A 25,636-nucleotide genomic window follows, 5' to 3' on the forward strand; every position below is an offset into this window, starting at 1 on the left:
TGCGGGTCCTTCGCCACCACCCTGCGTGCTGCTGATGCCATTGCCCTTCCTCCCATCCACAGCCTGGATCAGTCCAGACCGCAAGACAAGGAGGTTAAGAGAACAGCTTAGGGGAGCGCTCGCAAGTGGCTTACGGTGCTCTCCTTACGCATCTGCCTTTCTGACGAAGCGGCACTGCAGCTCGCAAGCTGCCCTCACCCGAGCGTTCTTCTCGGCCCTGAGCACGCCCATTAAGGCTCAGATCGAGTCAGTCAGACTTAGGAGCCGCATCCTTCGCGAGTTTAACCCAGAAGCTCAGAATATCTCTCTCCATGCCTCCGGCTCTGTCGCGCTGTTCAGTGAGTTCCCTGATAAGATTCTCACGGACAGACGCGTCGCCGGCTTTAGCCAGAGCAATGATGATCGCACTGATACCGAGTGAATTGGCTTGCGCGCGATCAAGATTCGCCTGGCTGACGGTGACAAGCTTCTGGATGTCAGATTCGATGTCAGACATGTCTCTCAATCCGATGGTTTGGTTGGCACCGCCACCGTAGTGCGAGACATCGTGGGCGTCGCCGGAATGGAATCGCACATCCGCCCCGGCGACGAGCCCGCCCCTGCCAATGTTCCAGATCCACCGCTGTCCGTTGCGGTCGCCCCAGATTGGCTTTGGAGAGGCTACTTAACCTCGGAAGATCGGCATCGCTTCGCCAGCGTTTGGATCAGCATCGGGCGTCGATCCTGCGACCGGAGCCTGAGCCTGAGCAAGGATGCGCCGTGCGGCCGCGCAAGCAGTTGCGATCTCGTCCCTGTCCGCGATGCAGGCCTTTTCCTTCAAGGATGTGATAAGGAGGTCGGCTGCTATCCGTGCGATGAGGCGAGCATCTTCCCTGTCGGCCGCAGCCTGAGGGCTGAGTGTGTTAGCAATCTGAGACATGTCCGGCCTTCGGCAACTGGTGTGGCGTCTTTGCTGTAGCACCGGATCATGTGGGCGTCGCCAGCCCGGCTCGGGCCCGAACGCTCGCTACCCGGCGGCGAGCCCTAGCTAGCTTGCTTCAACGTTGCTGAGCCTGCCCAGCAGCGCATACGCTGAGCTTCTCAAAATAGCGGGAGTTCAGCATGCAGCTGTTGGGCAAGCCTCTCGAAGCGCTCACTGCATCCGACCTAGAGGCTTTCGCTGCTGATCTTCCGCAGGAAGACAGGTTCATCGAGTACAAGAGAGAGACCTACGGCAAATCTGACGCGCGCGACGAGCTATCAGCTGACGCCTCCGCATTTGCCAACGCGTCGGGCGGTTGCATCATCATCGGCATCGACGAAAAGACCGGTGAACTGACCGGACATGGTGAAACAGACCCCGACAAAGAACAAAACCGCTTGCTGCAGATGCTCTCTCAAGGGGTGGCGCCCATCATCCCGAACGTGTCTGCGAAACACATCGAGCTATCTTCAGACCGGTACGTGATCATTCTTCATATCCCCAGGAGTTGGATCGGGCCTCATCAGGTCAGAGGAACTAAGAAGTTCTGGATCCGTGTGTCAGGCGCAAGGCAGGACATGGATGTTGACCAGCTCCGCAGGGCCTTCAGAGGTGGGCCAGATCTGGCGGAGCGTGTCCGAGCGTTCCGGAATGAAAGGATCGGACTAATCCTGGCGGACGACACGCCGGTACGACTGGTGCCTGGACCAAAGTTGGTCGTGCACGTGATTTCAGCCGAGCATTTTTCTGATGATGCACCTGTGGATCTAGGGCCGGCTGTTGCGCCGAACAGTCCGCTGCTTCGATCCTTCGCAGGGCAGCCCGGCGAACTGCCGCGCTTTAATCTGGACGGCGTCATCTGCCATTTGGCGCTAGGGAAGAACGGCAGCCATGCCTACGCACAGGTCACCCGAAGCGGGTTACTTGAGTACGCACTAGTGTGCCCGAGCACCGATGTTTCCCCTGGGCGGCCGGTCAAGTTGCTGTCCGCGCAAGATCTTCATGAGGGCATAGTCAACGCAGTACATGTTACTACCGAGTTGATCAGATGCGGTGTGCTTTCTGCACCTTGTTATCTAATGGCCACACTCCTTGGTGCCAAGGACATGGCCCTCGGTGGCAGCGATCGCTATTTTCATCGGATGGGGCGTGCCGCGATTGACCGCGATGTCGCTCTTATACCGTCGATAACGATCGAAAATTTCGCACCCTCCCCGGAGGAGGTTGCTCGGCCTGCGCTTGATCTGCTGTGGAACATCGTGGGCCTTGCGGAGGCACCTGAGATTCGCTGACTGAGCAGGCATGGGCATTCCTGCCACCAGCGCCTACGATTGATCCGCCTACCGGATGATAAGCGGGACCGAGGTGGAGTGGGTGAGGCGGGAGGACGTGCACGAAACGGATGCAGGCTAGCTGCCCTTTGGCCCCTTAGGCATGCGAGGAAGCCCCCGATAAGCTCGCACTTGTCGCCTCAACTCCACGTACTGGGGCGTGTCTCGAAAGCGCCTCTCAAAGGCGTCAACCTCGAAGCTGATGCACTGATCTGCTGCTGCTCCCTTCGGGATCCACAAAATCACATGCTGACCGAACTCCCGGTCTCGGCGGAGAAGCCAGGTATCCCCGTTAGGGGCATTATAGCCGGCGAGGGTGTCGTGAGGCATGCATGATCTCCTCACATGCTTGCCGCTAAACGTATAGGAGCAACAGGCGTTGCCGCCGGCGACACTCAATTGCCATCATCGACGACTCGCTGCAGCACGCCGTGATGATGGCTGTGCGCGGCGTCTAACAGGCAATGGACAGACAGCCGGACTGGGTGAAACGGGAAGACATGGACAGGGCAGAGGGCGTGACAACCTGCCCCGCGACGGCCGGAGGATAATTGTCCAAGGCTGCAATCACTTGCTTGCAAGTGAAGCCCCAGCTCCTAGCAGAAACAACACCAACCATGAGACAGTCTTCAAAAGATCGCTCTGCCAAGCGTGCCCATACCAAAGTCATGTACACCCAGCTGGATCTGCACGAGGAGGATGTCGCTCACATTGAGGCACTCGCGCACGCGCTAACGGTCAATGATGAGACGTCCGACCATCTGCGTGCGAAGATCGAAAGCATCCTGGACGGTGACAGGTTGGGGATGCCGATGGAACTCCACTAAGACCTCTCCGGATATCTACCCAGCAGTGAACACGAGTGTCAGATAGATCCGGAAATTGCCCAACTGCTACCTATGCGGTAGGTCGACGCTGACCGATGTTCTGCTAGCTTCCTATATAGATTAGCCTCTAAAGATAACTCAGTAGCCTGCTACCTGCTTTAATACGGTAGATTAACATGAGTGGATCCGTTGAGTCGCGTCGTCGTCGCTTCGCCGAACACGGCGTCAAGCGTGTGGAGGTATCCGTTCTCGCCTCCGATGCCGACCTTCTCCGCCGCGTGGCCAAGGCACTAACCGACGATGACCAGCAAGCGGAGCGCTTGCGTAGGTTCATCAACGGAACGGTACCGAAGAACAAGAACGCGACCGTGAAGTTCAAGGATTGGCTGGCATCAGGGTAACAACGTCTTTGGGTCCGAGCGATCCAAGACAGCCTTAGACGCCTTGGCCTCCACTTCCGGAGCCGGCATGGCGTCGTCGAACTGGTCGATCTGGTCCATTAGGCGCAAGGCCAACCACCCGAAGGCAGGCGGCTCCCGTGCCACCGACGACTGCCAACAACACTGATCGTGCCGGTTGTCCGGTCCTGGACTCACATAGATCTGAGTTCATCCAGGCTATGCCCGAGGGTCCTCTTGGCTACTTCAGGTACAGCTCAAACCCTCTGACCGCGATGGCGAAGTCCCGCTTGTGCTGAATCTCTGAGCTGGTCTGCATCATCGACACGAACATGCCGTTGATCTTCCCAGTTGGATCGTGGCGCGGCATGAACGGGTAGTTGACGCCCTTGAACGTGAGGCTGTCGCGCTTCTCGAACGTCGTCACCAGCTCGTTGGTCCTGTCGTTGTAGATCCAGATCCGGCTGATCGCGCCGGACTTCTGCTCGGGTGCCGGGTTGTAGTTGGTGTTCATCACCAGCTCGTGCTCGACCCGGTACCACACGCCACGGCTCAGATCGTCCCTGCGTGGGTCGTCGGCATGCATCTCGTTGATCGTATAGGAGCGCGCGCAGGTCATTGGCAGAAAGTCGTCACGGAAGTGGTTGAGGATGCGGCCTGAACCCGTTGTCTCGTGAACGCTTCCGCTGAAGGTGATCCGGGTCGAGAACCGGTCGCCGCGGTTAATCTGCCGGGTCGTACCCTCGCACAGATGATCATTTGGCGGCAGGAAGCCTTCAGGTGAGCTGGCGAAGCCTGGGAACTTGGCGTTGTAGCCGGTGCGCAGGTCGTAGTTGGTGGACAGCATCAGCCGGTAGGACAGGCAGGCCTTGTCGCCCACGCCAAGGTTCACAAGCGAGCCAGGGTCTGGCGAGGCCTTGTCCAGGATCATCCAGCCGGTGTGGTGGCCCAGGCTGTTGGGTGGAATGGTCGGATGAGAGGGTATGCCCAAGCAAATTGCGGTCGTGGTCCCGTCCACCACGCATTCGGACAGGTTCTTCTGGCTGATGCGGGTGCTATTGCCCCAACTGGAATCGGCGCCGGGTGCCCAGTTGCCACGGACCAGCCGCCCATAGCCGGTCGAGGTGTTCGTGCCGAAGATGTAGTCCCACTGCTTGGCGAACTCGGTCTTCTGGAGAAGCTTGCCGTTTGCATCGGCAGCGTAGTTCAGGGAGAGCATGTTGCCAGAGGTATGGCGTTTGCCCACCGGCAACCTTGCCATCACGCTGGCCACGGGTGGCGAGTTGGTGCGCCAGTAAAGGTCATCCGGTGTATACTGCATGCCGCAGCGAGGCGGAGGTTGGGCGTGTACCGCAGTGGCTAAACTACCCACAAGAACAGCAGCAGCAGCAGCAGCAGCAACAACAACCCGGCCAAACATAATCATCCCCAGGAACAGCGCCTCCCCTAACCTGGAACGCATATTCGTGATGACAACAGTGTTCTTATGCAGTTTAATGTTACATTGCAAAAAACATCATTCACGTGTGGATAGGGCCATATGACACGCGCTAATGTTCCGGCGCTTGATGCCTCACGCTGGTAGGCAGGAAGAATTCCTTGCAATGACATCACTGAGACCTGCCACCTGGAGCTTCCTGATCAGGTGCAGGTGCATACTCCGCGGTAACACGTCAGGCGAAGTCGTAGTCGGTCAGGGCTATCTGCACCTCACGGCCAAGGCTGATCAAGGAGGCGCCAAAGAGAACCAGCGCTAGGATGAACATGATCGCCACGCCAGGTTCATGACGAAAGCCCAGCAGCGCGCTGCCAAAGGACAGGATCACTAGCGCCACCGTACATGCCGCGCTGGCGACCGCAGCCAAGATCGCATCGTTAATCAACCTTGCGCGCTTCTTGAGGCGCGGCAGGTCGGACTTCAGATGTCCGCGCTCAGGATCCTGCTCATCGATTAAGTTCACGTAGCGGACGCGGTCGAGGATCCCGTTGAACCGGCCCATCAGCAGGGACACGAACGCCGCCGTAGCTCCGAGCAAAAACGTCGGAGCGACCGCATGGCCGATGGCGTCCGCCAGCCTGGAAAGATCAGTCGCATCCACGTTAGCCGGTCCATCGCACGGGTGAGCGGGGGCGGCCGTTGTTAGAGCCTAGGCCACCGGTTGGGTAGCCGGCCATGGCTGGCTTGATGATCGATAGGAGACGAAGGTCTGCAGGACGGCTTGCCCCCACACTCAATTCATCGGGCAGGGCATGTTGAGGAGGTGCGACTGCGGCAGTCCCTATCCTAGCGCCCGCTGGATCTCGATCAGACCCATAACCAACCGCCTCAGCCCTTTGTCTCGCTCGGCAGGTAGCCGCGGTCACGCAGCCACGCGATCACGATCTCCTATGCCTCACAGTCGGAAGTTCGGGCGTCTCGCCGAGATTATCCAGCGCCATCGTCGCGAGCCGTCGCAACGCCTCCGGCCGTGAGGGCTGCGGATCAGGTTGATCAGCTATCCACGCATCGAGGCGGACAAGCAGGGTGGGGGGAATCATCACGCTAGCCTGCAGGGAACCTACCCTCGGTCGACCAACCTTTTTCGAATGAGATATTGCGCTGCTCATAGGTTGATCGTATGAGAAATAGTAGGCCGGAGCAAGGTATCAGCTCGCTCCGGCCCTAACCTCAGACAGGATTGGACGATCCATGTCATCGGCTGATCACGCCCATACCACGGGCACCACATCGACCTCTACTGCCCGCCGACTACCTGGTGGTGCGCCTGACCTCGCCACCGTCAACGCCATCGAACTGGCTGACAGCGCCGCTCACACCTGGACCCGCGTCACGCAGCTCTACCTGATCCTCCAGGCGCTCTATCGCAACAGCCAACGCGGTGATCAGATCTCCAAGCCGCAGATCGAGGCCGCCTTCGAGCTGGCCGACGACCTGCGCGATGATATCGGCACGGTCATGACCAACCTCGGCTGGACCGAGGAGGAACTGGCGCTGTGAGCACCAACAACAAGAAGACCCACTCGTCGGACATCGTCGTAAGCTTCGTCGACGCCGACCTCTTCCTGAGCGATCTCGAGGGGCTTGCAGACGCGGTTGCCCTCTGCGGCGAGGGTGTGGAGCGCCTGGGCCTAAATGGCAATGAACTAGCCTTCCATGCCCTGCAGACCGCGATCCAGGGACCGGCTCGACTTCTTCCGACGCCGCTATGACCTGCCGCTCGAGCGTGACCGGCACGCGCGAGAAAAGCCGCAGGATTGAGCGGATCTCCGCCGGTGCATTGACCAAGCTCAAAGCGGCCCGGGCCTATCGGACGATGCTGTCTATGGCTGGGGGCGTCGGACGAGGAGACGACCCTTGATTAGGATTAGCCACATCGGCCTGTTGACAGAGTCCCACCTGAGGTGCTGTAGTAAAGGGCTCTAGCCGCTGTAGTGGCTCATGTAGCCCTAGCGCAGTCGTCTAGTGACGTCTCATCCTTAAGCCGCCCGGCCTGCTACCGGGCGGCTTCTTTCTGCTCAGCCAGTGCAAAGCCAGATATAAGCCTCAGGTAGCCGACCGCTGACCTAGCCGCCGCCCTGGCTGCTCGGCTACGGCGGCATCCTTCCGTTCATTCGCGCTTTCCGTCGACGCCGCTGCCCTGTCAGCAGGCGGCCGGTAGGCAACTCCGATGCATATCACTCTGAAGCTTCTCAGGAGCATGATGCCCATAGATGCGCGGATGCATGCGCGCCCATCATGTCGCATCCTTGTCGCACGGAGCTGCCGTCACTGGTTGTAAGCCGTTGAAATTGGCTGATTCTGTTCCGCGACAAGTGCAACACGAAACGGCGCTCTTACGAGTGAGCGCTGAAGGCTAACCTATTGATTTCGCTGGAGAAAGAGTGGTGCCCAGGGACGGATTTGAACCGCCGACACGCGGATTTTCAGTCCGCTGCTCTACCAACTGAGCTACCTGGGCGCCCGTTCGGTGGCGGGTAGTTAGCGGCGAGCGGCTGCGCTGGCAAGCCTTCCGGTATCGATCAGCCAGGCTTCAAGATCATGGATCGTATCCAGCACCTGATCCGCGAACGGATGCAGGGCTGAAGCGGGGAGGGCACCGGTGAGGACGGCCACGGCCGCCTGCGCACCCGCGGCGCGCGCCATTGCTAGGTCGGCCCTGGTGTCCCCCACGACCACGACCTCGGCCGGCATCAGGCCGGTCGCTGCGCAGAAGCCCAGCACCATGCCCGCCGCAGGTTTCTCGCCGTGGCCGGCATCAAAGCCGGCGATATAAGCAAGGTGGCGGACCAAGCCCAGACGGGCGGCCAAGGACTGTGCCGCCTCCGTCGTATCCATCGTCGCGATCCCCAGCTGCAGCCCGAAGGAGCGGAGCCTGGCGAACAGGCTGTCCAGATCGCCCACGGGTGCCGGGGGATATCGCTCCGCGTCGCTGACGTGGTTCGAGACGATCGCGGGGACGTCGATGCCGCGCAACGCCGGCAACCGGGCAAGGGCAGCGGCCACGTCATCGTTGGTCGCCCACAGCAGCGGGCTGTCCGGGGCGAACCGATCGCCTGCCCTGTCGTAGCCGAGGTGGGCGAGCAGGCTCGCGCCCAGATCCTCCTGCCGGCTGATGCCGCCCTCCGGATCGATCCTGGCCGCCAGATCCAGGGCCAAGCCTCGATAGGCCGGCATCCAGGTACGCCGGAAATCGATCAGCGTGCCGTCCTTGTCGAACAGGATCCCGCGTATCATGACGAAACTTTCGCTGTCGCGCGGTGTTCGTGCACCGGATCCGCAGGTGCGGCCACGGAAATTGCCGCGGCCGACCAGCCTTCATCTTCGCGTGTGCCGATTCTCGCTCTAGAACGTGTCTACGAAGCGAAAGGGGATGGCGATAATGCTGCGTCCGATCGGATTGATGGCGGTGCTGGTGACCTTGATGGCAACACCCCTCATAGGGCCTCGAGCGCAGGGTTCTGGCTTCGAAGAGAAGCGTGAGACCGCAATGAAGGCGATGGGCAAGGAGATGGGGGCGATCAAGGCGCTCGTCGGTGGCCCCGCGGAGAACCTCGGGCAGGTCAAGCAGCATGCGGCCACGATCTCGAACATCGCCAAGGATATTCCCGGCCTGTTCCCGCCCGGCAGCGACAACGAGCCGGACAGCGAGGCCCTTCCGGTTGTCTGGACGGACCAGGCTGGGTTCCAGCAGGCCGCTGCGCGTCTGGGCGACCTTGCCGACCAGCTCGCCGCATCGGCCGACACGGGCGATGCCAAGCAGGTCGGTGCCGCCTTCGCCGCAGTCGGCAAGAACGGGTGCTCGGGCTGCCACCAGACCTATCGCGAGCCGCAGAGCTGACCCCTTTGCGGCGTAGCAGCCTGCTCGTCCTGGCCACTGCCGCCGTAGCACTCTGGTCCGGGATTGGCAGGGCGATGGAGCGCGGCGAACTGCTGTTCCATATCGGCGGCTGCCAGTCCTGCCATACGCGCCCGGGCGGTCAACCGCTCGAAGGCGGCGCACCGTTGGTGACGCCGGTCGGCACGTTCCACCCACCCAACATCACGCCTGATCCGAGTGCAGGGATCGGCGGCTGGAGCGACGAGGACTTCGTGCGGGCGATGTCGGACGGAGTCTCGCCGCAAGGGGAGCCATACTACCCAGCTTTTCCCTTCGCGAGCTATGCCCGGATGACCAGGGAGGACCTCCTGGCACTCTGGGGCTACCTCAAGACGGCCGTCGCACCATCGCCCACGCCCTCCAAGCCGCATGAACTGATGTTCCCGGTCTCGCTGCGCTGGGGGCTTTGGCCGTGGCGCTGGCTGTTCTTCGATCCCGAGCCAATCGTGCCCGATCCGAAGCATGACGAGGCATGGAATCAGGGCGCCTATCTCGTGCAGGGGCCCGGCCACTGCGCCGAGTGCCATAGCCCGCGCACCTTCTGGGGCTTCGGCGTGGCGGACAGCAGCGTGCCGCTCAGCGGCAATCCCGGCGACTTCATCACGGCGCGCGCGCCCAACATCACCGCCGACCCGGCTGATGGCATCGGCAAATGGAGCGCCGACGACCTCGACACGTTCTTCTCGCTGGGCATGATGCCGGATGGGGATTTCGTGGGCGGCGAGATGGCCAAGGTCGTCGAGAACAACATTGGACCGCTGCCCGACGAGGCCCGCGCCGCGATCGTGACCTACCTGCTCGGATCGCGCCAGTGAAGCATCACCCGCCGGCGGATCCCGGTCCCGCTGTCGATCGACCGGTAACGGGGACCGGCACATGAGTGGTCGGCCATTGTCACCCGGCGAGTACTGGTACGAGGACGTCGAGCCGGGCGACCACTGGAGGACCGGCGGGATGGTGGTGACGGAAAGCCATATCGTCGCGTTCGCCGGGCTGTCCGGTGACTTCTTCGACGTGCACATGGACGACGCCTTCGCGCGCTCGCAGGGCTTTCCCGGGCGGGTTGCCCACGGGCTCCTGGGCCTTGCCCTTGTCGACGGCCTGAAGAATCGGGCACCAGCCAGGATCCTGGCGGTGGCGTCGCTCGGCTGGAACTGGCGCTTCCAGGGGCCGGTTTTTGCCGGCGACCGCATCAGCGCCGCGATCTCCGTCCATTCGAAGCGGCTGACCAGCGCTGGCGACCGCGGGGTGGTGACCTTGGACTTCAACGTCACCAAACAAGACGATGTCGTGGTCCAGTCGGGGCAGACCATCCTGCTCGCCCGCCTGCGCCCGGCCTCCTAGCGACACGTGCACGAACGGTCAGCTGTGCAGCCGGTGGCGGATAAGGGCGAGGCCAAGCAGGTGGACCTCCTGGCTCAGCGAATACTGGCTGGCGAGCGGGCGGCGCTCGCACGAGCCATCACCCTGACCGAGAGTTCCAGGCCGGACCACCAGGGCCTGGCGCAGGACCTCCTGCATCGACTGTTGCCGGACACTGGGAGGGCGAAGCGGATCGGCATCACCGGGGTGCCGGGCGTGGGCAAGAGCACGTTCATCGAGGCGCTCGGCACCATGCTGACCGCACAGGGGCACAAGGTGGCGGTGCTGGCCGTGGATCCCTCCAGCTCGCGCACCGGCGGCTCGATCCTCGGCGACAAGACCCGGATGACCCGGCTCGCGGCCGACCCGCACGCTTTCGTCCGGCCGTCCCCCTCCTCGGGAACGCTCGGCGGCGTGGCACGTGCGACGCGCGAGGCCGGGCTGTTCTGCGAGGCTGCCGGCTATGACGTGATCCTGGTGGAGACGGTGGGCGTCGGCCAGTCCGAGACCACGGTCGCTGGCATGGTCGACCTCTTCCTCGTGCTGATGCTGCCAGGGGCGGGAGACGAACTGCAGGGCATCAAGAAGGGGATCATCGAGCTGGCCGACCTGATCGCCGTCAACAAGGCTGATGGCGACCGGCTGCTGGCGGCCGAGCAGGCGCGGCGGCATTACCTGAACGCGCTGCGCATCATCGCGCCGGCCAGCGGAGTGTGGCGTCCGGAGGTCTTGACGCTCTCCGCCCTGACGGGGACTGGCCTACCCGACCTCTGGCAGACCATGCTTCGCTTTTGCACCCTCATGCAGGAGTCGGGCGAGTGGGCCAGCAAGCGCCGCGGCCAACAGGTCCGCTGGATGGAGAGCCTCCTCCAGGATCGCCTCCTGCAGCTGCTGGGGAAACATGCGGCGGCGGCTCGCGAGCTGGCGTCCTGCCGGCAGGAAGTGTCGGCGGGAACCGAGACGCCCGGGCGCGCCGTGCAGCGGGTGCTGGCGGCCTTCAGCAGCCCCTAGAAGCCCAGCCCTATCCCGACACCCACGCCGATATCGCCACCATAGGCGCCGAAGCTGCCGAAACCGCCGTAACCACCATAGCCGGACGAGCCGTAGCGTCCGGCATAGGGATCAGGAAACAGGTTGCGGCCGACTTCCCGCATCAGGCGGACGACATCCTCGGCCGAGTCGCTGGCGGCCGCAGCCCGCAGGTGGGCCACCGTGCTGGGCCCGTCGCACACGAAGGCGGCGAGACGGCGCGCTTCCCCGAAGCCGCTGGCCTCCGGCGTTGCGGGATCGCAGGCCTTCCAGGGCGACATCTGGTCGGGCGGGCCGAACACGAGGATCACCCTGCCGCGGTCGGTCGGTGCCTCCGGCATGGCCGAGAAATACGGCGCCGTGCCGACGATCTCGGAGGCCAGCGCATCCACGACCGCTGGCGCGGTCAGGTTGCCAGGGATAGGGCCGCGCACGACCACCGGCATCGGCCCGCTCCGGTTGACGTCTTCCAGCAGGAGCCGCGCCGAACGGGGATCGCCGTCGGCATAGGCACCGATTTCCGGGCTGGCCGCGCATCCGCCCAGGCCGGTACCGGCGAGGACGACCAGCGCGCGCAAGCAGACCGAGCTGTCCAAAGTCATCTTCGCCACCTTGGTATCACGCTGGGCTGTTCCGCCCACCGATCCACTTCGTTCCAGGCGGGCAGACCCCACCTGTTGATCAACGCCGGTCGCCATGAATGGCTCCGTGGCTGCCCCACGACCGGCGCCAAGCAACCTCGAAAGTTCGACGACCATGCTCTTCGACCGCCTCAAGACCGACCGCCTCCAGGCCATGAAGGCCCGCGACGACGTCGCCAAGAACCTGCTGGGCACGCTCGTCGCGGCCGCCGGCAAGGACGACAAGTCGCCGGACGATGACACGGTCCTTCGCACCATCCGTGCGTTTCTCAAGAGTGTCGAGGAAACGATCGGGCACATGAGCGGGCGCGACACGGCGGTCCAGCAGCGCGAGAAGGAGATCCTTGAGTCCTACCTGCCCACGATGCTCGACGAAGCCGCCACCCGTGCCGCGGTCGAGGCGATCGTCGCCAGTCTCCCTGAGCGCTCGCCCAGGCAGATGGGCAAGGTGATGGCGGAGCTCAAAGCCAGGTACGGCACGACGATCGACCTCAAGCTCGCCAATCCCCTGGTCAAGGAACTGCTGTCGGCTTGAACGGCAGACGTCAGGCCTCGATCGCCGAGGCCAACGTCGCCCCACGCGCGGCCATCATGTACAGCCCCATATGGTGGGCCAGCTCCTGCGGATGGGTGGAGGTGTCCGGCAGGCCCATGCTGCGGGCTTCCTGGAGCGGCAGGTCGTAGGTCGAGCACGCAGGCTCCAGGACGACCACCTCGTCCAGGGTGGGCAGCAGGCCGTGGTTGCGTGCCGACATCATCGTGCAGACGAAGTCCATCACGCAGATGTCCGTGCAGATCCCGACGACCACGATCGCCTTCAGGCGGTGGAGCGCTACCCAGTCGATGACCCGGTTATGGGTGACGCCATGGCCCGGATGGGCTGCCTCGATGGCACCGACAAAGCCGTTGATGCAGTCCTTGCGGATCAGCGTGGCGAGCGGCTCGGACTCGAGCCAGGTCAGTTCGTCCACCAGTTCCTCATGGCCGCTGCCGCGCTCGCAATGCGGCGGGTAGGGAATTTCGACCTTGCCCGGCTCATGGGTCTCGAGGAATGCCAGGATCGGGCGTCCCTCCGCCACGAAGCGCCTGGCGATCCGGTCGGTCTCTTCGATCATGCGGGTGACCTGCGCGTTCGGTGCCGCCGGGGCCAGGGGGCCGGCACCAACCGTGCAAAAGCCATGGACCTCGTCCACGATCACGAGGCCGGTCGGCTTGTCGCCGATGGACCAGGCACTGGTCGTGACCGGAAGCTGATCTTGGAGCGCCGTCATTTCAATCGACACTTGCTCTCCCTTCATCCCATTGCCTTTCGCATTCTAGCGGGTCCGGCACAGCCCGTCGCCCCTGCTGGCGACCGGCCGAGCTTGCAGCGCCCGGACGACTGGGGCAGGAGGATGGACCGAACGCGGGGGCAGTTCATGGAAGCGATCAGGATAGGAATCATCGGGTGTGCCGGCCGGATGGGCCGGCAGAACATCGAGGCGGTCCTGTCGGCCGAGGGCCTGACGCTCGCGGGCGGCATCGAGCGGCCGGGCCATCCCGCGATCGGACAGGATCTGGGGATCCTGGCGGGCCATGAGGCCACCGGGCAGGTGGTGGCCGACGACCTGGAGGTGCTGGCGGGCGCGTCCGACGTGCTGATCGAGTTTTCATTGCCCGCGGTGACCCTGAAGCATGCCGAGACAATCGCCCGTCAAGGCAAGGGCCATGTGATCGGCACGACCGGCTTCTCCACCTCCGAAATGCAAGCCCTTGAGGCACTGGCAGCGCGTTGCCCGATCCTCTGGTCGGCGAACATGAGCCTGGGGGTCAACCTGCTGCTCGGCTTGGCTGAGCGCGTGGCGGCGGCGCTGGGCGACGACTGGGATGCCGAGATCCTGGAGATGCATCATCGCCACAAGGTCGATGCACCCTCGGGGACGGCGCTGGCACTTGGTCGTGCGGTGGCGGCAGGCCGGCAGGTGATCCTGGACGACGTATCGGTCCGCTCGCGCGACGGGATCACCGGGGCCAGGGCCAGTGGCACGATCGGCTTTGCCACGCTGCGCGGCGGCGACGTGGTCGGCGAACATGTCGTGATGTTCGCCGGCGAGGCGGAGCGGATCGAGCTGGCGCATCGTGCGACCGACCGCAGGATCTTCGCACGCGGCGCCGTCCGCGCGGCCAGATGGCTGGCAGGGCGTCCCCCCGGCTTCTACCGCATGAGCGACGTGCTCGGCCTCTAGCGGCTGCGCCCGGTTACAGCATGGCGGGCTGGTTCGCGGGGCACACCGCCGGGTTGACCGGCACCGCTTCGACCCGAGGCGGAAGCTGGCGTGCCTGCGAGATCCAATAGGCGACCTCGTCAGGCGTGGGTGAGCGCCGGGAGATGCGCTCCTGGCGATTGTACTCGCGCACCCGCGCATGCAGATCGATCGGATCCTGGGCCGCGAGGCTCGCCAGTGTGCTGACGCCAAGCTCCTCGAGGATCAGGCCGAATACCGCGCCGAGGCCATCCACCCTCGCGAGATCGGCGCGATGCACGATCGTCATGAGGTCTTCCTCGTCCATGCGGCCCTGCACCAGGAGTTGACGTCGGCCGGCGAAGCTGCCGGCGGCGCGCAGCAACTGCTCGCAGGTCGTGATCCGGCGCGCCTTGAGGGCGACACGCAGCGCGGACGGAAAGCCCCTGAGCTTGCTGAGGGGGAGATCACCCGTTGATCGGGCATGTACAGGCGTTTCCGCCGGTTCTTGATTCATTGCCGCATCGTCCGTCACGCGACAGGCCATGTAATCGGCACATGCCGACCAGCCAGCCGTACACCCATAACGCGAACATCGCTGGATGATGTCGGAGCAGTAATGGAAGCGTCGGCAATCGGTCCATGTTCCTGAACGTCGCACCCCTAAGAAGGCGCTCAAGTCTTGGGCGCACCCGGCAAGAGTAGTGTCAGGAGCAATCCGCGCGAAGCGGTTGCAAGGGCGACGATCTTCCGGAAGGACCGGAAAATCCGGAGACGGTAGTGCTCCACCGGCTTTCGAGTACAAGGCAGAGTACGGCAGTGAAGGCCCTCACTGCTGGTATCGGCCAATGGCTAGAGGGGCTCCAACTTCTTGGTCTCGCTCACGGCATCTCGCAGGGCGCGTGCGAGATCGGCCCGCTCCCGCGGCGTGAGAAAGGCTCCGATCCGCACATTTGTGGTGTGATCGCGGACATGGACGAGGCTCGTCAAACGCAGGGGCTGGTCCAACTCGACGCGGGTGAAGTAGGGCAGGAGCTGCCATTCGCGCGCCCGACCTTGCGGGTCGACGCGTCGGATCGTCAGGCGATGCCGATCGAGCCGCACCGCTTCAAAGGAGCGGGCACGACGCCGCACGATCCAGAACGCCAGCCACAGCAAGAGGACATCGACGCCGACAAAGCCTACGACCGGCCAGGCGCCTGCAAGATATGTGGCCGTGCCGATGACCGCGGACAGAGCGGCAAAGGTGCCGATCACGATGGTGAACCCGCGCTGCGAGAGCGGAGGATTGGGATAGATCACGGCGTCGAACAACAGTTCCGCGGTGGCGGAAGCCTCGCTCATTTCCACCTCGCTCATCGGGTAGCTCGGAATATATGACGCCCCGGCAGCAGGAACAGCCTTGGCGGATATGGCGCATGGACGTGCAGATGGCCCCGGACGAGGTCGAAGCAATCTTCTCGGCCCTGGCGCACGCAGATCCGGCGCCCAAGACGGAACTCGCCTATACCGATCCGTTCACGCTCCTGGTCTCGGTGGTGCTCTCGGCCCAGTCGACCGATGTCGGCGTCAACAAGGCGACCAGGGGCCTGTTCGCCGCGGCTCCCGATGCGGCAAGCATGGCGGCGATGAGCGAGGAGCAGGTCGGCTCGTTCATCCGGAGCCTCGGCCTTTGGCGCAACAAGGCGAAGAATGTCGTGGCGCTCTCGAAGATCCTGCTGGAGCGGCATGGCGGCGAGGTGCCCCATGACCGGGCGGCCCTGGAGGCGCTTCCGGGGGTGGGACGCAAGACGGCGAACGTCGTCCTGAACGTCGCGTTCGGCGAGGGCACGATCGCCGTCGACACGCATATCTTCCGCGTCGCCAATCGCACGGGCCTGGCGCCTGGCAAGACCGTCGACAAGGTCGAGCAGGGCCTCCTGGCCGTGGTTCCCGAACGGTATCTCGGAGGGGCGCACCACTGGCTGATCCTGCACGGCCGCTATGTCTGCAAGGCGCGCCGCCCCGAATGCTGGCGCTGTGCGATCGCGAGATGGTGCCGCTTCCCCGACAAGGCGCTCTACTCGAAGCGCCCGACCGGACCGGACGGCGTCAGCAGCGCCGACGACAGCCTGCGGTCGGCATAGCGCATCCGCCAGGACAGCATGCTGCCGGCGAGGTCTGCACGGGTCAGGGCGTAGCTTGGATTGGTCGACAGATCAGACAGCCAGGCAGGATCGCGGGCGTGGTCGAACAGCAGCGGCGGAAGGCCCGAGAACTGGACGAGCGCATGGTGGCCGTCAAAGATCGTCGCCAGGCCACAGGCATGGTCGTCGAGGCCCAGTGCCGTGCGATGCCAGCCGGTCTCGAGGTCGCCGACATCGTGCTCGTAGTGGACAGCGTCGCGCCAGCGCCCGGGTTGCTCCCCCTTGAGGAACGGCGTGAGCGCATGGCCGTCACACTGGAGCAGGACCGGCAGCCCGGCGGCTTCGAGGAAGGTTGGCATCAGGTCGACATGTTCAGTGAAGCGTTCGACCCTCAGTTCCCTGGCGCCACGAGGATGACGGATGATCAGCGGCACGTGGAAGGCCTGCGGAAAGAAGCCGGACTTGCCGATCATCCAGTGATCGCCGGCCATTTCTCCATGATCGGCCGTGAACACGATCAGCGTGTCGTCGAGCTGGTCCGTGCGCGCGAGATGATCGACCAGTCGCCCGACATGGTGGTCCACCTCCTCGATCAGGCCGCCATAGACCTGGCGTAGCGCGGTGAGACGCGAACCTTCCAGATCGGCAGATCCGGCGAAATGTTCCTTGAACCAGCTGCCCAGCGGCCGTTGCAGGTGGGCGGCCAGCCAGGGATGCAACTCGCCTTCGCGCTGGATGGTCGGCTGACGCAGGAGCGGCGGCAGGTCGCGCGGGTCGACGGACGCGTTCCACGGCGCTGCGGCGACGAAGGGCGGGTGCGGCTTGATGTAGGACAGGTGCAGGAAGAAGGGGTGCGGCCGGCGGCGGTCCAGGTAGGCGATCGCCTGGTCGGTGAGGAAGGCGGTCTCGCTGTCCTCGGCACCGAACATGGCAGGCGCACCCAGTTCGCCCGCATAGACGTCCTCGATCTGCAGGTTGCCATAGCCCCGGCCGCGCAGATGGGCGAGCCAGGGTGCTGCAGCTTCCAGCATCAGGCAGATCGGCCGGTAGCCCGGCGCCACGCCTTCGTAGCTGAGCAGGCGCGGGTCGGTGGCGGCCACGCCGCGCGGATCGATGCTCGTGTCGGTATAGCCGAACAGGACCGGATCTAGCCCTGCTTTCCTCAGCTCCTGCGCCAGGGTGGTGTGGCGGGCATCCAGCGGCGTTCCGTTGCGGATCGAACGGTGATTGAAGCCATACATGCCGGTGTGGAGGGAAGCCCGCGAGGGACCGCAAGGCGTCATGTTCGAGAAGTGCCGGGCGAACAACACGCCATCGTCGGCCAGCCGGTCGAGGCTGGGCGTTTTCACGGCGGGGTGGCCGACCTTCGACAGACAGTCACCGCGCCACTGGTCGGCGGTGATGAAAAGCACGTTCACTTGGGGCACCCTCCGGATGGCGACGCGATCGTGCCCTTGCAGTTCGCCCTGGACAATCGGGCATGTCCGACACCAGTTTTCCTGTAAACTATACGCCAGGGAGACGATGACGATGCTCAAGTTGGCGATGCTGACGGCGGCTGTCGGACTGCTGTCCACAGGTGCGGCGAACGCCGTGACGATCTCGATTTCCTGTGGGGCGGTGGGTGCCGAACTGGAGTTCTGCCGGGACGGCGCGCAGGCCTGGGCGAAACAGACCGGCAACGAGGTCGAGATCGTCTCGACGCCGAATTCGGCGACCGAGCGCCTGGCCCTCTACCAGCAGCTGTTGGCGGCGGGGTCCGGCGACGTGGACGTCTTCCAGATCGACGTGGTCTGGCCGGGCCTGCTCGCAAACCATTTCCTCGATCTCTCCGGCGACTTCTCGGCCGACGAGATCGGCGCCCACTTCAAGCCGATCATCGAGAACAACACGATCGATGGCCAGCTGGTGGCCATGCCCTGGTTCACCGACGCCGGCATGCTCTACTACCGGACCGACCTTTTGGAAAAGCATGGGGCCCAGCCGCCCAAGACCTGGGTCGAACTCTCGCAAACGGCCCAGAAGATCCAGGACGCCGAGCGCGCGGCCGGCAACGACAAGATGTGGGGCTATGTGTATCAGGCGAAAGCCTATGAGGGCTTGACCTGCAACGGGCTGGAATGGGTCGACAGCTTCGGTGGCGGCCAGATCGTCGATGCCGACGGCAAGATCACGATCGACAACGATCAAGCGGTCGCCGCCCTGGCCTGGGCCGCATCGACGGTAGGCACCATCGCACCGGAAGGCGTGCTGAACTACACCGAGGAAGAAGCGCGCGGTGTCTGGCAGGCCGGCAACGCCGTGTTCATGCGCAATTGGCCCTATGCCTGGAGCCTTGGTCAGGCCGAAGACAGTCCGATCAAGGACAAGATCGGCGTCGTCGCCCTGCCTGCCGGTGAGGGGGGCAAGTCGACCGGCGCGCTGGGCGGTTGGCAGCTGGCCGTCAGCAAGTATTCCGAGAACCCGAAGGAGGCGGTCGATCTGGTCCGCTACCTGACGTCGCCGACCGAGCAGAAGCGGCGGGCCGTCGAGGGAGCCTATAATCCGACGATCGCTTCCCTGTACAAGGATGAAGATGTAGTTGAGTCCGCGCCGTTCATGGGTGCGCTCTACGAGACCTTCACCAACGCGGTGGCGCGGCCTTCCCGTGTCACCGGGGGCAAATACAACCAGGTCAGCGCCGAGTTCTTCAACACGACCCACCAGGTCCTGAGCAAGCAGGCCCAGCCGGCGGACGCCCTTGCGGCCCTGGCGCAGAAGCTGGACCGGCTGAGCCGCGGCGGCCGCTGGTAACAGGCAGGCGGGAGTGCCCGCTCCCGCCCCTTTTCGACCCGTGCGACAAGGACCAGGGCGATGACGACCGCCTCCCGGTTGACCCGATCGCGCACCCGCTCCGCCTGGATGTTCCTGGCGCCCATGCTGGTGGTGCTCCTGCTCGTGGCGGCCTGGCCACTTGCGCGCACCATCTGGTTCTCGTTCACCGACGCCAACCTGTCTGACATGGCCGCGGCCGAGTTCATCGGCCTGGCCAATTTCGAGTACCTGCTGACCGACCCGGACTGGTGGCAGTCGGTGAGGAACACTCTGTTCTTCACCGTGGTCTCGGTATCGATCGAGACGATCCTGGGCCTCGGTATCGCGCTCGCCCTGAACATGCACATGCCCGGGCGTGGCATTCTGCGTACCGCCGTGCTGATCCCCTGGGCGATCCCGACCATCGTCTCGGCCCAGATGTGGGCATGGATGATGAACGACGTATTCGGCGTCCTGAACGAGCTTCTGATCCTTGTGGGCTTCATCGACCAGGGCATCGCCTGGACCGCCAACCCCAGCACTGCGCTCTGGGCGGTGATCATGGTGGACGTCTGGAAGACCACGCCGTTTATGGCGCTCCTGATCCTGGCCGGCCTGCAGATGCTCCCCTCGGAGTGCTACGAGGCGGCCAAGGTCGACGGCGTGCATCCGGTGGAGGTGTTCTGGAAGGTCACGCTGCCCCTTTTGATGCCGGCCCTGCTGGTCGCCGTGATCTTCCGGCTGCTCGACGCGCTCCGGATCTTCGACGCGATCTACGTGCTCACGGGCAACAACCAGGCGACCATGTCGATGTCGGTCTATGCCCGCCAGCAGCTGGTCGACTTCCAGGATGTGGGCTTCGGCTCGGCCGCCTCCACGCTCCTGTTCCTGACGATCGCGATCTTCACGACCGTCTACCTGACGCTGGCCAGGGTCGGCAGCAGCGAGGGAGACCGTGCATGAGCCGCGCCACCCGCCGCCTGCTGGGGCGGATCGGTTTCTACCTCCTGATGGCCGTGATCGTGCTCTACGCGGTCTTCCCCTTCTACTGGGCGATCGTCAGCTCGTTGAAACCGGGCTCGGAGATGTTCCGGGTCGACTTCTTCCCGCCGCCGAACCTCGTCAACTACCGGGCCATCTTCACCGAGCAGCCCTTCTACCTCAACATCCTGAACTCGCTGATCGTCGCGATCTCGGTGGTGCTGCTCTCCCTGGCCCTCGGCCTGCTCGCCGCCTTCGCGCTTGGCCGGATCCGCTTCCGGGGCCGCTCGATCCTGCTGTTCACCATCCTGGGCGTCTCCATGTTCCCCCAGGTCGCCGTGCTTTCCGGCATGTTCGAGCTGATCCGCTGGCTGGGCCTCTACAACCGCCTGCCTGCCCTGATCCTGTCCTACATGATCTTTACCCTGCCGTTCACCGTCTGGGTGCTGACCACCTTCATCCGCGCCCTGCCGAAGGAACTGGAGGAAGCCGCGATCGTGGATGGCGCCAAGCCGCTCACCATCGTCACCAAGGTCTTCCTGCCCCTCCTGTCGCCGGCCCTGATCACCACCGGGCTGCTCGCCTTCATCGCTGCCTGGAACGAGTTCCTCTTCGCGCTGACCTTCACGCTCTCGGGCGAGCAGCGCACGGTCCCGGTCGCGATCGCGCTGATCTCCGGCGCGTCGGCCTATGAGCTGCCATGGGGCAATATCATGGCGGCAAGCGTCGTGGTCACGCTGCCACTGATCGTGCTGGTGCTGTTCTTCCAGCGCCGCATCGTGTCCGGCCTGACGGCCGGTGCCGTGAAGGGCTGACCATGTTCGAGGCGACCACCCACGAAACGCCCAAGGTCGGCACGCGCGAGGACCGCTGGTGGCAGGGTGCGGTCATCTACCAGATCTATCCGCGCAGCTTCCTGGACACGAACGGCGACGGGGTGGGGGACCTGCCGGGAATCGAGCGGCGCCTGGATCATGTCGCCGAGCTTGGTGCCGATGCCGTGTGGATCTCGCCCTTCATGCGCTCGCCCATGAAGGACTACGGCTACGACGTCGCCGACTATTGCGATGTCGACCCGCTGTTCGGCACGATGTCGGACTTCGACCGGGTGCGGGAGAAGGCGCATGCGCTGGGCCTGAAGCTCCTCATCGACCTCGTGTTCAGCCACACGAGCGACCGCCATCCCTGGTTCGCCGAAAGCCGGGCATCCAGGGACGATCCGAAGGCGGACTGGTATGTCTGGGCGGACGCAAGGCCGGACGGCTCGCCCCCCAACAACTGGCTCTCGCATTTCGGCGGGTCGGCCTGGACCTGGGATCCGCGCCGGCGGCAGTACTATCTCCACAACTTCCTGGTCGAGCAGCCGCAGCTGAACCTGTGGAGCGACGAGGTGCTGGCCGCCGTGCTGGACGTCGCCCGCTTCTGGCTCGATCGGGGCGTCGACGGCTTCCGGCTGGATGCGATCGACGTCGCGATCCATGATCGACATCTGCGCGACAACCCGCCCCGCCCGCAGGGGCTGCTCCATTTGGGCGGGCCGCCGGCCACGCCGTTCTCGATGCAGGTCCAGCTCTACAACAAGGCCCGGCCCGAGCTTTCCGACCGCGTGCTGAAGCCGCTCTGGCAGCTTACCGACGAGTACCATGCCCGCATGCTGCTGGGCGAACTGGGGTCGGACATCGGCCTGCAGCGCGCCGCCGAGCATTCCGCCGGCGGTGGCCTGGATATCGCCTACACCTTCGACATCCTTCAGCCCAACCCGACGGCCCGCGTCATCCGCGAGATCCTGGAGCGCGCCGAGAACGCGATCGGCGGGGGCTGGATGTGCTGGTCCCTGTCGAACCACGACGTGGTCCGCGCCGTCACCCGCTTCGCCCGTGGCCAGCCGCCGACCGAAGCGTTGCGCCGGTTGATCCCGGTCATGCTGTGCTGCCTGCGCGGTACCGTCTGCCTGTACCAGGGCGACGAACTGGGCCTGGAAGAGGCGGACCTGGCGTTCGAGGATCTGCACGACCCGTTCGGGATCACCTTCTGGCCGGCCTTCAAGGGCCGCGACGGCTGCCGCACGCCGATGCCCTGGCGAGGTGACGGCCCGACTGGTGGCTTCACCGAGAGCCGGCCATGGCTGCCGCTGCCGGCGAGCCATCTGGAGCGGGCCGTCGACCGGCAGGCGGCCGATCCTGGCTCGGTGCTCAACCACACCAGGGCGTTCCTGCACTGGCGCAGGACGCAGCCCGCCCTGGTCACCGGCAGCAAGCATTTCCTGGACGTCGGCCATGACGACGTCGTGGCGCTGGAACGGACTGAAGGCGGCACCCGGCTCCTGACCCTGTTCAACCTGGCGGCCGAACCGGTCGACCTGCGACTGCCCTACGCCGTCGAGGATTCCGGTTGTCCCTGCCAGCCCGATCAGCCGACCGGCGACACGATCCGGTTGGGTGGACATGGCTTTGCGATCCTGCGGGCGAGGGGGGTCTGATGGCCACGATCGAACTGGCGAATGTGAGCAAGCGCTTCGGCTCCGTCGAAACGATCCGGGGGGTCGATCTCCATCTGGAGGATCGCGAGTTCGTGGTCTTCGTCGGCCCTTCGGGATGTGGGAAATCGACCCTGTTGCGGCTGGTGGCCGGCCTGGAGGACGTGTCCGGCGGGGAGATCCGCTTCGACGGCAAGGTCGTGAACGAGATGACCCCGCCCGAGCGCGGCATTGCCATGGTCTTCCAGTCCTACGCGCTCTACCCGCACATGACCGTGCAGGAAAACATGATGTTCGGCCTGAAGCTGGCCAAGACGGGCCGGGCCGAGGCCGAGCGGCGGGTGGCGAATGCGGCTCGCATCCTGCAGCTCGACCAGCTCTTGCAGCGCAAGCCCAAGGAGCTGTCTGGTGGCCAGCGCCAGCGGGTCGCCATCGGCCGGGCGATCACGCGCGACCCGAAGGTGTTCCTGTTCGACGAGCCGCTTTCCAACCTGGATGCCGCGCTGCGCGTCCAGATGCGGATCGAGATCGCGAAGCTGCACCGCCAGCTCGATGCCACCATGATCTACGTCACCCATGATCAGGTCGAGGCGATGACGCTGGCCGACCGGATCGTGGTGCTGGAAGCCGGCGAGGTGCGCCAGGTGGGCAGCCCGCTCGACCTCTACCAGCACCCCGCCAACCGCTTCGTCGCGGGCTTCATCGGCTCGCCGAAGATGAACTTCCTGCCGGTGAGCCTGCCCAAGGGCTTCCATATCCCGGCCGACGTGACCGAGATCGGAGTCCGCCCGGAGCATCTGCTGCTGGGCGGCGGGGGTGACGCGATCGTCGAGGGGAAGGTGCTGACGGTCGAGCGGCTTGGTGCGGAGAACTGGGTCTATCTCGACCTGGGCCTGGAGGAGCCGCTGGTGGTGAAGCATACCGGCATGGTGGGCCTTCTGCCCGACAGCATCGCTACCGTCGGCCTGCCCTCGGCCGCCTGCTATTTCTTCGACCGAAACGGCCAGTGCCTGAGGCGTGACGGCTTCGGCTGAGCTTGGCCTCAGCCATAGGCGATCAGGCGGCCGAGCGAGCCGATCAGGAGCCAGCCGGCCAGGGACAGCACGGCTTGCAGGCGTCCGATCAGTGGCGGCCGCCTGTCCCAGTCCTGAAGATGGCCGCGCCAGAGGAACCGGAAGACGGCCACGTTCGCAAGGTTGAGCGCCAGGAGCAGCATCTTCAGCTGGAAAACATCGGTCGCCACCAGCGGGCCTGCATCCGCGGAAAACAGCATCAGCCCGCTGGCGATCAGCAGGAAGAGGCCTGCCGCGGTCCAAGGGGTGAGCAGCCGGCTGGCGTCAGGCACGGACACGACACGCCCAAAGCCCAGGAGCCGCAGGTCCAGCAGGCCGATCGGCGCAATGAGGAGGCTCAGGCCCAGCAGGTGGACGAGGTTGGCCAGCGGGTAGAGGAACAGGGACTCGCGCATCATCATGCCGAGGGCGGATGCTTCCAGTACGCCCGCCCAGCCCGGATCCCCGGCCAATCCGTGTTCCATCAGCGCAATTCGATGGTCTGGCCGTCCACGGTGATCCGTTCGACCCGCATCTCGCTCTCGTCGACCCGGCTCGGATAGCCTACGACCGTCACCACGGTGCCGGTCGCCAGCATCTCCTGGGCAAGGCCGCGCCTGTCCATGCGTGACGGTGGTGCGAGCACGCAGCGCCAGGTCTTTCCTTCGCTGACGATCGTGATCTCGCCATGGGGATAGGCGTAGCTGGCCGTCTCGATCGGTGCCTCGACGGTCAGCACGGTGGCGGCATCGTAGCTGGACCAGCCGTGATGCGCGGCTACGGGGCCGGCAAGGTTGGTGGCGGCAAGAATGACGGTCGCGGTGGCGAACGGCCGAACCATGGTCTTGTCCCTGACATACGGGGGCGATGACGGACAAACTGTGCGGCCGGTATCCTGTCGGCAAGCGCGGGCGAGGCTGGAATCCACACGCGTTCTCCCGGGCGGTCACACTGGCGCGGCTTCGGCCTCCCGCCTAGATTCGAGCGAGCGCAAGGACGCTCGGAGCAACGCAATGGAACGGCAGAACGAACGGGTCGCCTGGTTCAATGGCGAGATCATGCCCGAGCGCGAGGTCCGGGTGCCGTTCCGGGATTCCAGCTGGATCTATGGCGACGGCTGCTTCGACATGACCCGATCGTTCGGGCATCGCCTGTTCAAGGTGAAAGAGCATGTCGACCGGTTGTACCGCTCCATGAAGTACATGCGGATCGACCCGGCCATGGAGCCGCAGGAGATGTGCCGGATCAGCGAGGACCTGTTCGAGCGCAACCGCCATTTGCTAGGCCCCGACGACGACTATTGGCTGGCCCAGCGCATCAGTCGGGGCGTGCGCCAGGTCGATGGCGACGGGCTGGACAGGCACGGGCCGAACCTCATCATCGAGTGCATGCCCCTGCCGTTCCGTCAGCGGGCCAGCCTGTTCATCGACGGCATCAAGATCGTGGTCCCCTCGCACCGCCGGGTGCCGCCGGACGCGCTGAGCCCGCGGATCAAGTCGCACAACTACCTCAACCTGATCGTCGCCAGCCAGGAGGTCCACGCGATGGACCCGTCGGCCTGGGCGATCCTGCTGGACGTGAACGGGAATCTGGCGGAAGGGCTGGGCTCCAACATCTTCGTGGTCAAGGACGGCGTGATCCTGACGCCCAAGGAGAAGTACGTGCTGCCCGGCGTGTCCCGGCAGACCGCGATCGACCTGGCGGAGCAGGAAGGTCTGGAGGTACGCGAGGCCGATATCGACCTCTACGACGCCTATAATGCCGAGGAGATCTTCATCACCTCGACGTCGCTGTGCATCTGCCCGGCGAGCAGGATCAACGGAGTCGTGGTCGGCAGCGGCGGGCAGGTCTGGGGGCCGGTCACCAAGCGGCTGGCCGACGCCTATTGTCGGCTCGTCGACTTCGACTATGTCGACCAGCACCGCCGCCAGTTCGACCCGGGCGAAGCATCGCGCCCCTTCTAGGCGAGGATGGCGAACCAGCTTCGGCTGTGAGAACCAGAAAACTCACAAAAGCCATCGACTGGCGGAGAACGACAAAAAGAACGGCCAGGCTTTCA

At 64.5% G+C, this 25,636-nt stretch carries 29 protein-coding genes and 1 tRNA gene; 18 read left to right on the forward strand and 12 right to left on the reverse strand.

The features are described 5' to 3' along the window. Positions 1-247: 247 nt before the first annotated feature. A complete protein-coding gene (locus VHL31_RS12305) occupies positions 248-496 on the reverse strand; it encodes a hypothetical protein (protein WP_329661511.1) in 249 nt (82 codons plus the stop codon). 605 nt (positions 497-1,101) lie between these two features. Between VHL31_RS12305 and VHL31_RS12310 the strand changes: the two genes are divergently transcribed. The 3 genes from VHL31_RS12310 to VHL31_RS12320 all read left to right on the forward strand — a co-directional run bounded on the left by VHL31_RS12310 (position 1,102) and on the right by VHL31_RS12320 (position 3,520). Beyond that, positions 1,102-2,253, forward strand: coding sequence for an ATP-binding protein (locus tag VHL31_RS12310; RefSeq protein WP_329661512.1), 1,152 nt, complete (start codon positions 1,102-1,104; stop codon positions 2,251-2,253). 590 nt (positions 2,254-2,843) lie between these two features. After that, entirely contained in the window at positions 2,844-3,119 is a 276-nt protein-coding gene (locus VHL31_RS12315) for a hypothetical protein (RefSeq protein WP_329661513.1), read from the forward strand. Positions 3,120-3,295: 176 nt separating this feature from the next. After that, entirely contained in the window at positions 3,296-3,520 is a 225-nt protein-coding gene (locus VHL31_RS12320) for a hypothetical protein (protein ID WP_329661514.1), read from the forward strand. Positions 3,521-3,758: 238 nt separating this feature from the next. On the opposite strand, the gene VHL31_RS12325 is transcribed toward VHL31_RS12320, so the two are convergent. Both VHL31_RS12325 and VHL31_RS12330 read right to left on the reverse strand, forming a co-directional pair. Beyond that, complete coding sequence (locus tag VHL31_RS12325) at positions 3,759-5,027, reverse strand: hypothetical protein (protein ID WP_329661515.1); 1,269 nt, start codon at positions 5,025-5,027, stop codon at positions 3,759-3,761. 163 nt (positions 5,028-5,190) lie between these two features. Beyond that, positions 5,191-5,616: a DUF2721 domain-containing protein gene (locus VHL31_RS12330; RefSeq protein ID WP_329661516.1), complete on the reverse strand. Its 426-nt coding sequence runs from the start codon at positions 5,614-5,616 to the stop codon at positions 5,191-5,193. 590 nt (positions 5,617-6,206) lie between these two features. On the opposite strand from VHL31_RS12330, the gene VHL31_RS12335 reads away from it, so the two are divergent. After that, positions 6,207-6,515 carry a hypothetical protein gene (locus VHL31_RS12335; protein WP_329661517.1) on the forward strand — a complete coding sequence of 103 codons (309 nt, stop codon included), beginning with the start codon at positions 6,207-6,209 and terminating at the stop codon, positions 6,513-6,515. Next, the gene (locus VHL31_RS12340; protein ID WP_329661518.1) at positions 6,512-6,727 is read left to right on the forward strand and encodes a hypothetical protein; all 216 of its coding nucleotides are present in this window, start codon (positions 6,512-6,514) and stop codon (positions 6,725-6,727) included. The genes VHL31_RS12335 and VHL31_RS12340 overlap by 4 nt, the downstream gene beginning before the upstream one ends. A gap of 673 nt (positions 6,728-7,400) precedes the next feature. Here VHL31_RS12340 and VHL31_RS12345 read toward each other — a convergent pair. Continuing rightward, positions 7,401-7,476 (reverse strand) — tRNA-Phe (locus tag VHL31_RS12345). Positions 7,477-7,496: 20 nt separating this feature from the next. Then, entirely contained in the window at positions 7,497-8,252 is a 756-nt protein-coding gene (locus VHL31_RS12350) for an HAD-IA family hydrolase (RefSeq protein WP_329661519.1), read from the reverse strand. Between the two features lie 187 nt (positions 8,253-8,439). Here VHL31_RS12350 and VHL31_RS12355 point away from each other — a divergent pair, with 187 nt between their 5' ends. From VHL31_RS12355 to meaB, 4 genes are all read left to right on the forward strand, one after another. Further along, entirely contained in the window at positions 8,440-8,856 is a 417-nt protein-coding gene (locus VHL31_RS12355) for a cytochrome c (RefSeq protein ID WP_329661547.1), read from the forward strand. 5 nt (positions 8,857-8,861) lie between these two features. Then, complete coding sequence (locus VHL31_RS12360) at positions 8,862-9,710, forward strand: cytochrome c (RefSeq protein WP_329661520.1); 849 nt, start codon at positions 8,862-8,864, stop codon at positions 9,708-9,710. Between the two features lie 61 nt (positions 9,711-9,771). After that, positions 9,772-10,239 carry a MaoC family dehydratase gene (locus VHL31_RS12365; RefSeq protein WP_329661521.1) on the forward strand — a complete coding sequence of 156 codons (468 nt, stop codon included), beginning with the start codon at positions 9,772-9,774 and terminating at the stop codon, positions 10,237-10,239. A gap of 33 nt (positions 10,240-10,272) precedes the next feature. Continuing rightward, entirely contained in the window at positions 10,273-11,268 is a 996-nt protein-coding gene (meaB, locus tag VHL31_RS12370; RefSeq protein ID WP_329661522.1) for a methylmalonyl Co-A mutase-associated GTPase MeaB, read from the forward strand. Here the strand turns inward: meaB and VHL31_RS12375 are convergent. Beyond that, positions 11,265-11,984, reverse strand: a complete 720-nt coding sequence (locus tag VHL31_RS12375; RefSeq protein WP_329661523.1) for a hypothetical protein — start codon at positions 11,982-11,984, stop codon at positions 11,265-11,267. The two genes, meaB and VHL31_RS12375, sit on opposite strands and share 4 nt — an antisense overlap. 58 nt (positions 11,985-12,042) lie before the next feature. Here VHL31_RS12375 and VHL31_RS12380 point away from each other — a divergent pair, with 58 nt between their 5' ends. Beyond that, positions 12,043-12,462 (forward strand): GatB/YqeY domain-containing protein, encoded by a 420-nt coding sequence (locus tag VHL31_RS12380; protein WP_329661524.1) that lies wholly within the window; start codon positions 12,043-12,045, stop codon positions 12,460-12,462. Between the two features lie 10 nt (positions 12,463-12,472). Here the strand turns inward: VHL31_RS12380 and VHL31_RS12385 are convergent, their stop codons facing one another. Next, entirely contained in the window at positions 12,473-13,198 is a 726-nt protein-coding gene (locus VHL31_RS12385) for an isochorismatase family protein (protein ID WP_329661525.1), read from the reverse strand. A gap of 156 nt (positions 13,199-13,354) precedes the next feature. On the opposite strand from VHL31_RS12385, the gene dapB reads away from it, so the two are divergent. Next, positions 13,355-14,152, forward strand: coding sequence for a 4-hydroxy-tetrahydrodipicolinate reductase (dapB, locus tag VHL31_RS12390; protein WP_349262424.1), 798 nt, complete (start codon positions 13,355-13,357; stop codon positions 14,150-14,152). A gap of 13 nt (positions 14,153-14,165) precedes the next feature. On the opposite strand, the gene VHL31_RS12395 is transcribed toward dapB, so the two are convergent. Both VHL31_RS12395 and VHL31_RS12400 read right to left on the reverse strand, forming a co-directional pair. Next, the gene (locus VHL31_RS12395; protein ID WP_329661527.1) at positions 14,166-14,684 is read right to left on the reverse strand and encodes a DUF4332 domain-containing protein; all 519 of its coding nucleotides are present in this window, start codon (positions 14,682-14,684) and stop codon (positions 14,166-14,168) included. 317 nt (positions 14,685-15,001) lie between these two features. Beyond that, positions 15,002-15,508 carry a DUF2244 domain-containing protein gene (locus VHL31_RS12400; RefSeq protein WP_329661528.1) on the reverse strand — a complete coding sequence of 169 codons (507 nt, stop codon included), beginning with the start codon at positions 15,506-15,508 and terminating at the stop codon, positions 15,002-15,004. A 59-nt stretch (positions 15,509-15,567) separates the two neighbouring features. Here VHL31_RS12400 and nth point away from each other — a divergent pair, with 59 nt between their 5' ends. Then, on the forward strand, positions 15,568-16,275 hold the full coding sequence (nth, locus tag VHL31_RS12405; RefSeq protein WP_329661529.1) for an endonuclease III: 708 nt from the start codon (positions 15,568-15,570) through the stop codon (positions 16,273-16,275). Here the strand turns inward: nth and VHL31_RS12410 are convergent. Beyond that, positions 16,209-17,693, reverse strand: coding sequence for an alkaline phosphatase family protein (locus VHL31_RS12410; RefSeq protein WP_329661530.1), 1,485 nt, complete (start codon positions 17,691-17,693; stop codon positions 16,209-16,211). The genes nth and VHL31_RS12410 overlap by 67 nt on opposite strands. Before the next feature lie 106 nt (positions 17,694-17,799). Between VHL31_RS12410 and VHL31_RS12415 the strand changes: the two genes are divergently transcribed. Genes VHL31_RS12415 through VHL31_RS12435 form a run of 5 tightly spaced genes read left to right on the forward strand, consistent with a single transcriptional unit; the run spans position 17,800 to position 23,559 of the window. Further along, positions 17,800-19,068 carry an ABC transporter substrate-binding protein gene (locus tag VHL31_RS12415; RefSeq protein WP_414653712.1) on the forward strand — a complete coding sequence of 423 codons (1,269 nt, stop codon included), beginning with the start codon at positions 17,800-17,802 and terminating at the stop codon, positions 19,066-19,068. A gap of 60 nt (positions 19,069-19,128) precedes the next feature. Then, the gene (locus VHL31_RS12420) at positions 19,129-20,031 is read left to right on the forward strand and encodes a sugar ABC transporter permease (protein WP_329661532.1); all 903 of its coding nucleotides are present in this window, start codon (positions 19,129-19,131) and stop codon (positions 20,029-20,031) included. Continuing rightward, positions 20,028-20,864: a carbohydrate ABC transporter permease gene (locus VHL31_RS12425; RefSeq protein ID WP_329661533.1), complete on the forward strand. Its 837-nt coding sequence runs from the start codon at positions 20,028-20,030 to the stop codon at positions 20,862-20,864. Before VHL31_RS12420 ends, VHL31_RS12425 begins: the two co-directional genes overlap by 4 nt. A 2-nt stretch (positions 20,865-20,866) precedes the next feature. Beyond that, entirely contained in the window at positions 20,867-22,528 is a 1,662-nt protein-coding gene (locus VHL31_RS12430; RefSeq protein ID WP_329661534.1) for an alpha-glucosidase, read from the forward strand. Beyond that, on the forward strand, positions 22,528-23,559 hold the full coding sequence (locus VHL31_RS12435) for a sn-glycerol-3-phosphate ABC transporter ATP-binding protein UgpC (protein ID WP_329661535.1): 1,032 nt from the start codon (positions 22,528-22,530) through the stop codon (positions 23,557-23,559). Before VHL31_RS12430 ends, VHL31_RS12435 begins: the two co-directional genes overlap by 1 nt. An 8-nt stretch (positions 23,560-23,567) precedes the next feature. On the opposite strand, the gene VHL31_RS12440 is transcribed toward VHL31_RS12435, so the two are convergent. Beyond that, entirely contained in the window at positions 23,568-24,062 is a 495-nt protein-coding gene (locus VHL31_RS12440; protein ID WP_329661536.1) for a hypothetical protein, read from the reverse strand. Next, entirely contained in the window at positions 24,062-24,418 is a 357-nt protein-coding gene (locus VHL31_RS12445; RefSeq protein ID WP_329661537.1) for a DUF6152 family protein, read from the reverse strand. The genes VHL31_RS12440 and VHL31_RS12445 overlap by 1 nt, the downstream gene beginning before the upstream one ends. A gap of 172 nt (positions 24,419-24,590) precedes the next feature. Here VHL31_RS12445 and VHL31_RS12450 point away from each other — a divergent pair, with 172 nt between their 5' ends. Beyond that, complete coding sequence (locus tag VHL31_RS12450) at positions 24,591-25,541, forward strand: aminotransferase class IV (RefSeq protein ID WP_329661538.1); 951 nt, start codon at positions 24,591-24,593, stop codon at positions 25,539-25,541. Positions 25,542-25,636 lie beyond the last annotated feature (95 nt).

The organism is Geminicoccus sp. (genome assembly GCF_036263595.1).
GTDB lineage: Bacteria > Pseudomonadota > Alphaproteobacteria > Geminicoccales > Geminicoccaceae > Geminicoccus.

Coding starts and splice junctions, on each gene's coding strand:
- VHL31_RS12415 (WP_414653712.1), top strand. CDS start 17,800: ATGACGATGCTCAAGTTGGCGATGCTGACGGCGGCTGTCGGACTGCTG.
- VHL31_RS12435 (WP_329661535.1), top strand. CDS start 22,528: ATGGCCACGATCGAACTGGCGAATGTGAGCAAGCGCTTCGGCTCCGTC.
- VHL31_RS12355 (WP_329661547.1), top strand. CDS start 8,440: ATGGCAACACCCCTCATAGGGCCTCGAGCGCAGGGTTCTGGCTTCGAA.
- VHL31_RS12400 (WP_329661528.1), bottom strand. CDS start 15,508: ATGAGCGAGGTGGAAATGAGCGAGGCTTCCGCCACCGCGGAACTGTTG.
- VHL31_RS12420 (WP_329661532.1), top strand. CDS start 19,129: ATGACGACCGCCTCCCGGTTGACCCGATCGCGCACCCGCTCCGCCTGG.
- VHL31_RS12380 (WP_329661524.1), top strand. CDS start 12,043: ATGCTCTTCGACCGCCTCAAGACCGACCGCCTCCAGGCCATGAAGGCC.
- VHL31_RS12385 (WP_329661525.1), bottom strand. CDS start 13,198: ATGACGGCGCTCCAAGATCAGCTTCCGGTCACGACCAGTGCCTGGTCC.
- VHL31_RS12375 (WP_329661523.1), bottom strand. CDS start 11,984: ATGGCGACCGGCGTTGATCAACAGGTGGGGTCTGCCCGCCTGGAACGA.
- VHL31_RS12335 (WP_329661517.1), top strand. CDS start 6,207: ATGTCATCGGCTGATCACGCCCATACCACGGGCACCACATCGACCTCT.
- VHL31_RS12320 (WP_329661514.1), top strand. CDS start 3,296: ATGAGTGGATCCGTTGAGTCGCGTCGTCGTCGCTTCGCCGAACACGGC.
- VHL31_RS12365 (WP_329661521.1), top strand. CDS start 9,772: ATGAGTGGTCGGCCATTGTCACCCGGCGAGTACTGGTACGAGGACGTC.
- VHL31_RS12440 (WP_329661536.1), bottom strand. CDS start 24,062: ATGGAACACGGATTGGCCGGGGATCCGGGCTGGGCGGGCGTACTGGAA.
- VHL31_RS12350 (WP_329661519.1), bottom strand. CDS start 8,252: ATGATACGCGGGATCCTGTTCGACAAGGACGGCACGCTGATCGATTTC.
- VHL31_RS12430 (WP_329661534.1), top strand. CDS start 20,867: ATGTTCGAGGCGACCACCCACGAAACGCCCAAGGTCGGCACGCGCGAG.
- VHL31_RS12425 (WP_329661533.1), top strand. CDS start 20,028: ATGAGCCGCGCCACCCGCCGCCTGCTGGGGCGGATCGGTTTCTACCTC.
- VHL31_RS12445 (WP_329661537.1), bottom strand. CDS start 24,418: ATGGTTCGGCCGTTCGCCACCGCGACCGTCATTCTTGCCGCCACCAAC.
- nth (WP_329661529.1), top strand. CDS start 15,568: ATGGACGTGCAGATGGCCCCGGACGAGGTCGAAGCAATCTTCTCGGCC.
- VHL31_RS12305 (WP_329661511.1), bottom strand. CDS start 496: ATGTCTGACATCGAATCTGACATCCAGAAGCTTGTCACCGTCAGCCAG.
- VHL31_RS12450 (WP_329661538.1), top strand. CDS start 24,591: ATGGAACGGCAGAACGAACGGGTCGCCTGGTTCAATGGCGAGATCATG.
- VHL31_RS12310 (WP_329661512.1), top strand. CDS start 1,102: ATGCAGCTGTTGGGCAAGCCTCTCGAAGCGCTCACTGCATCCGACCTA.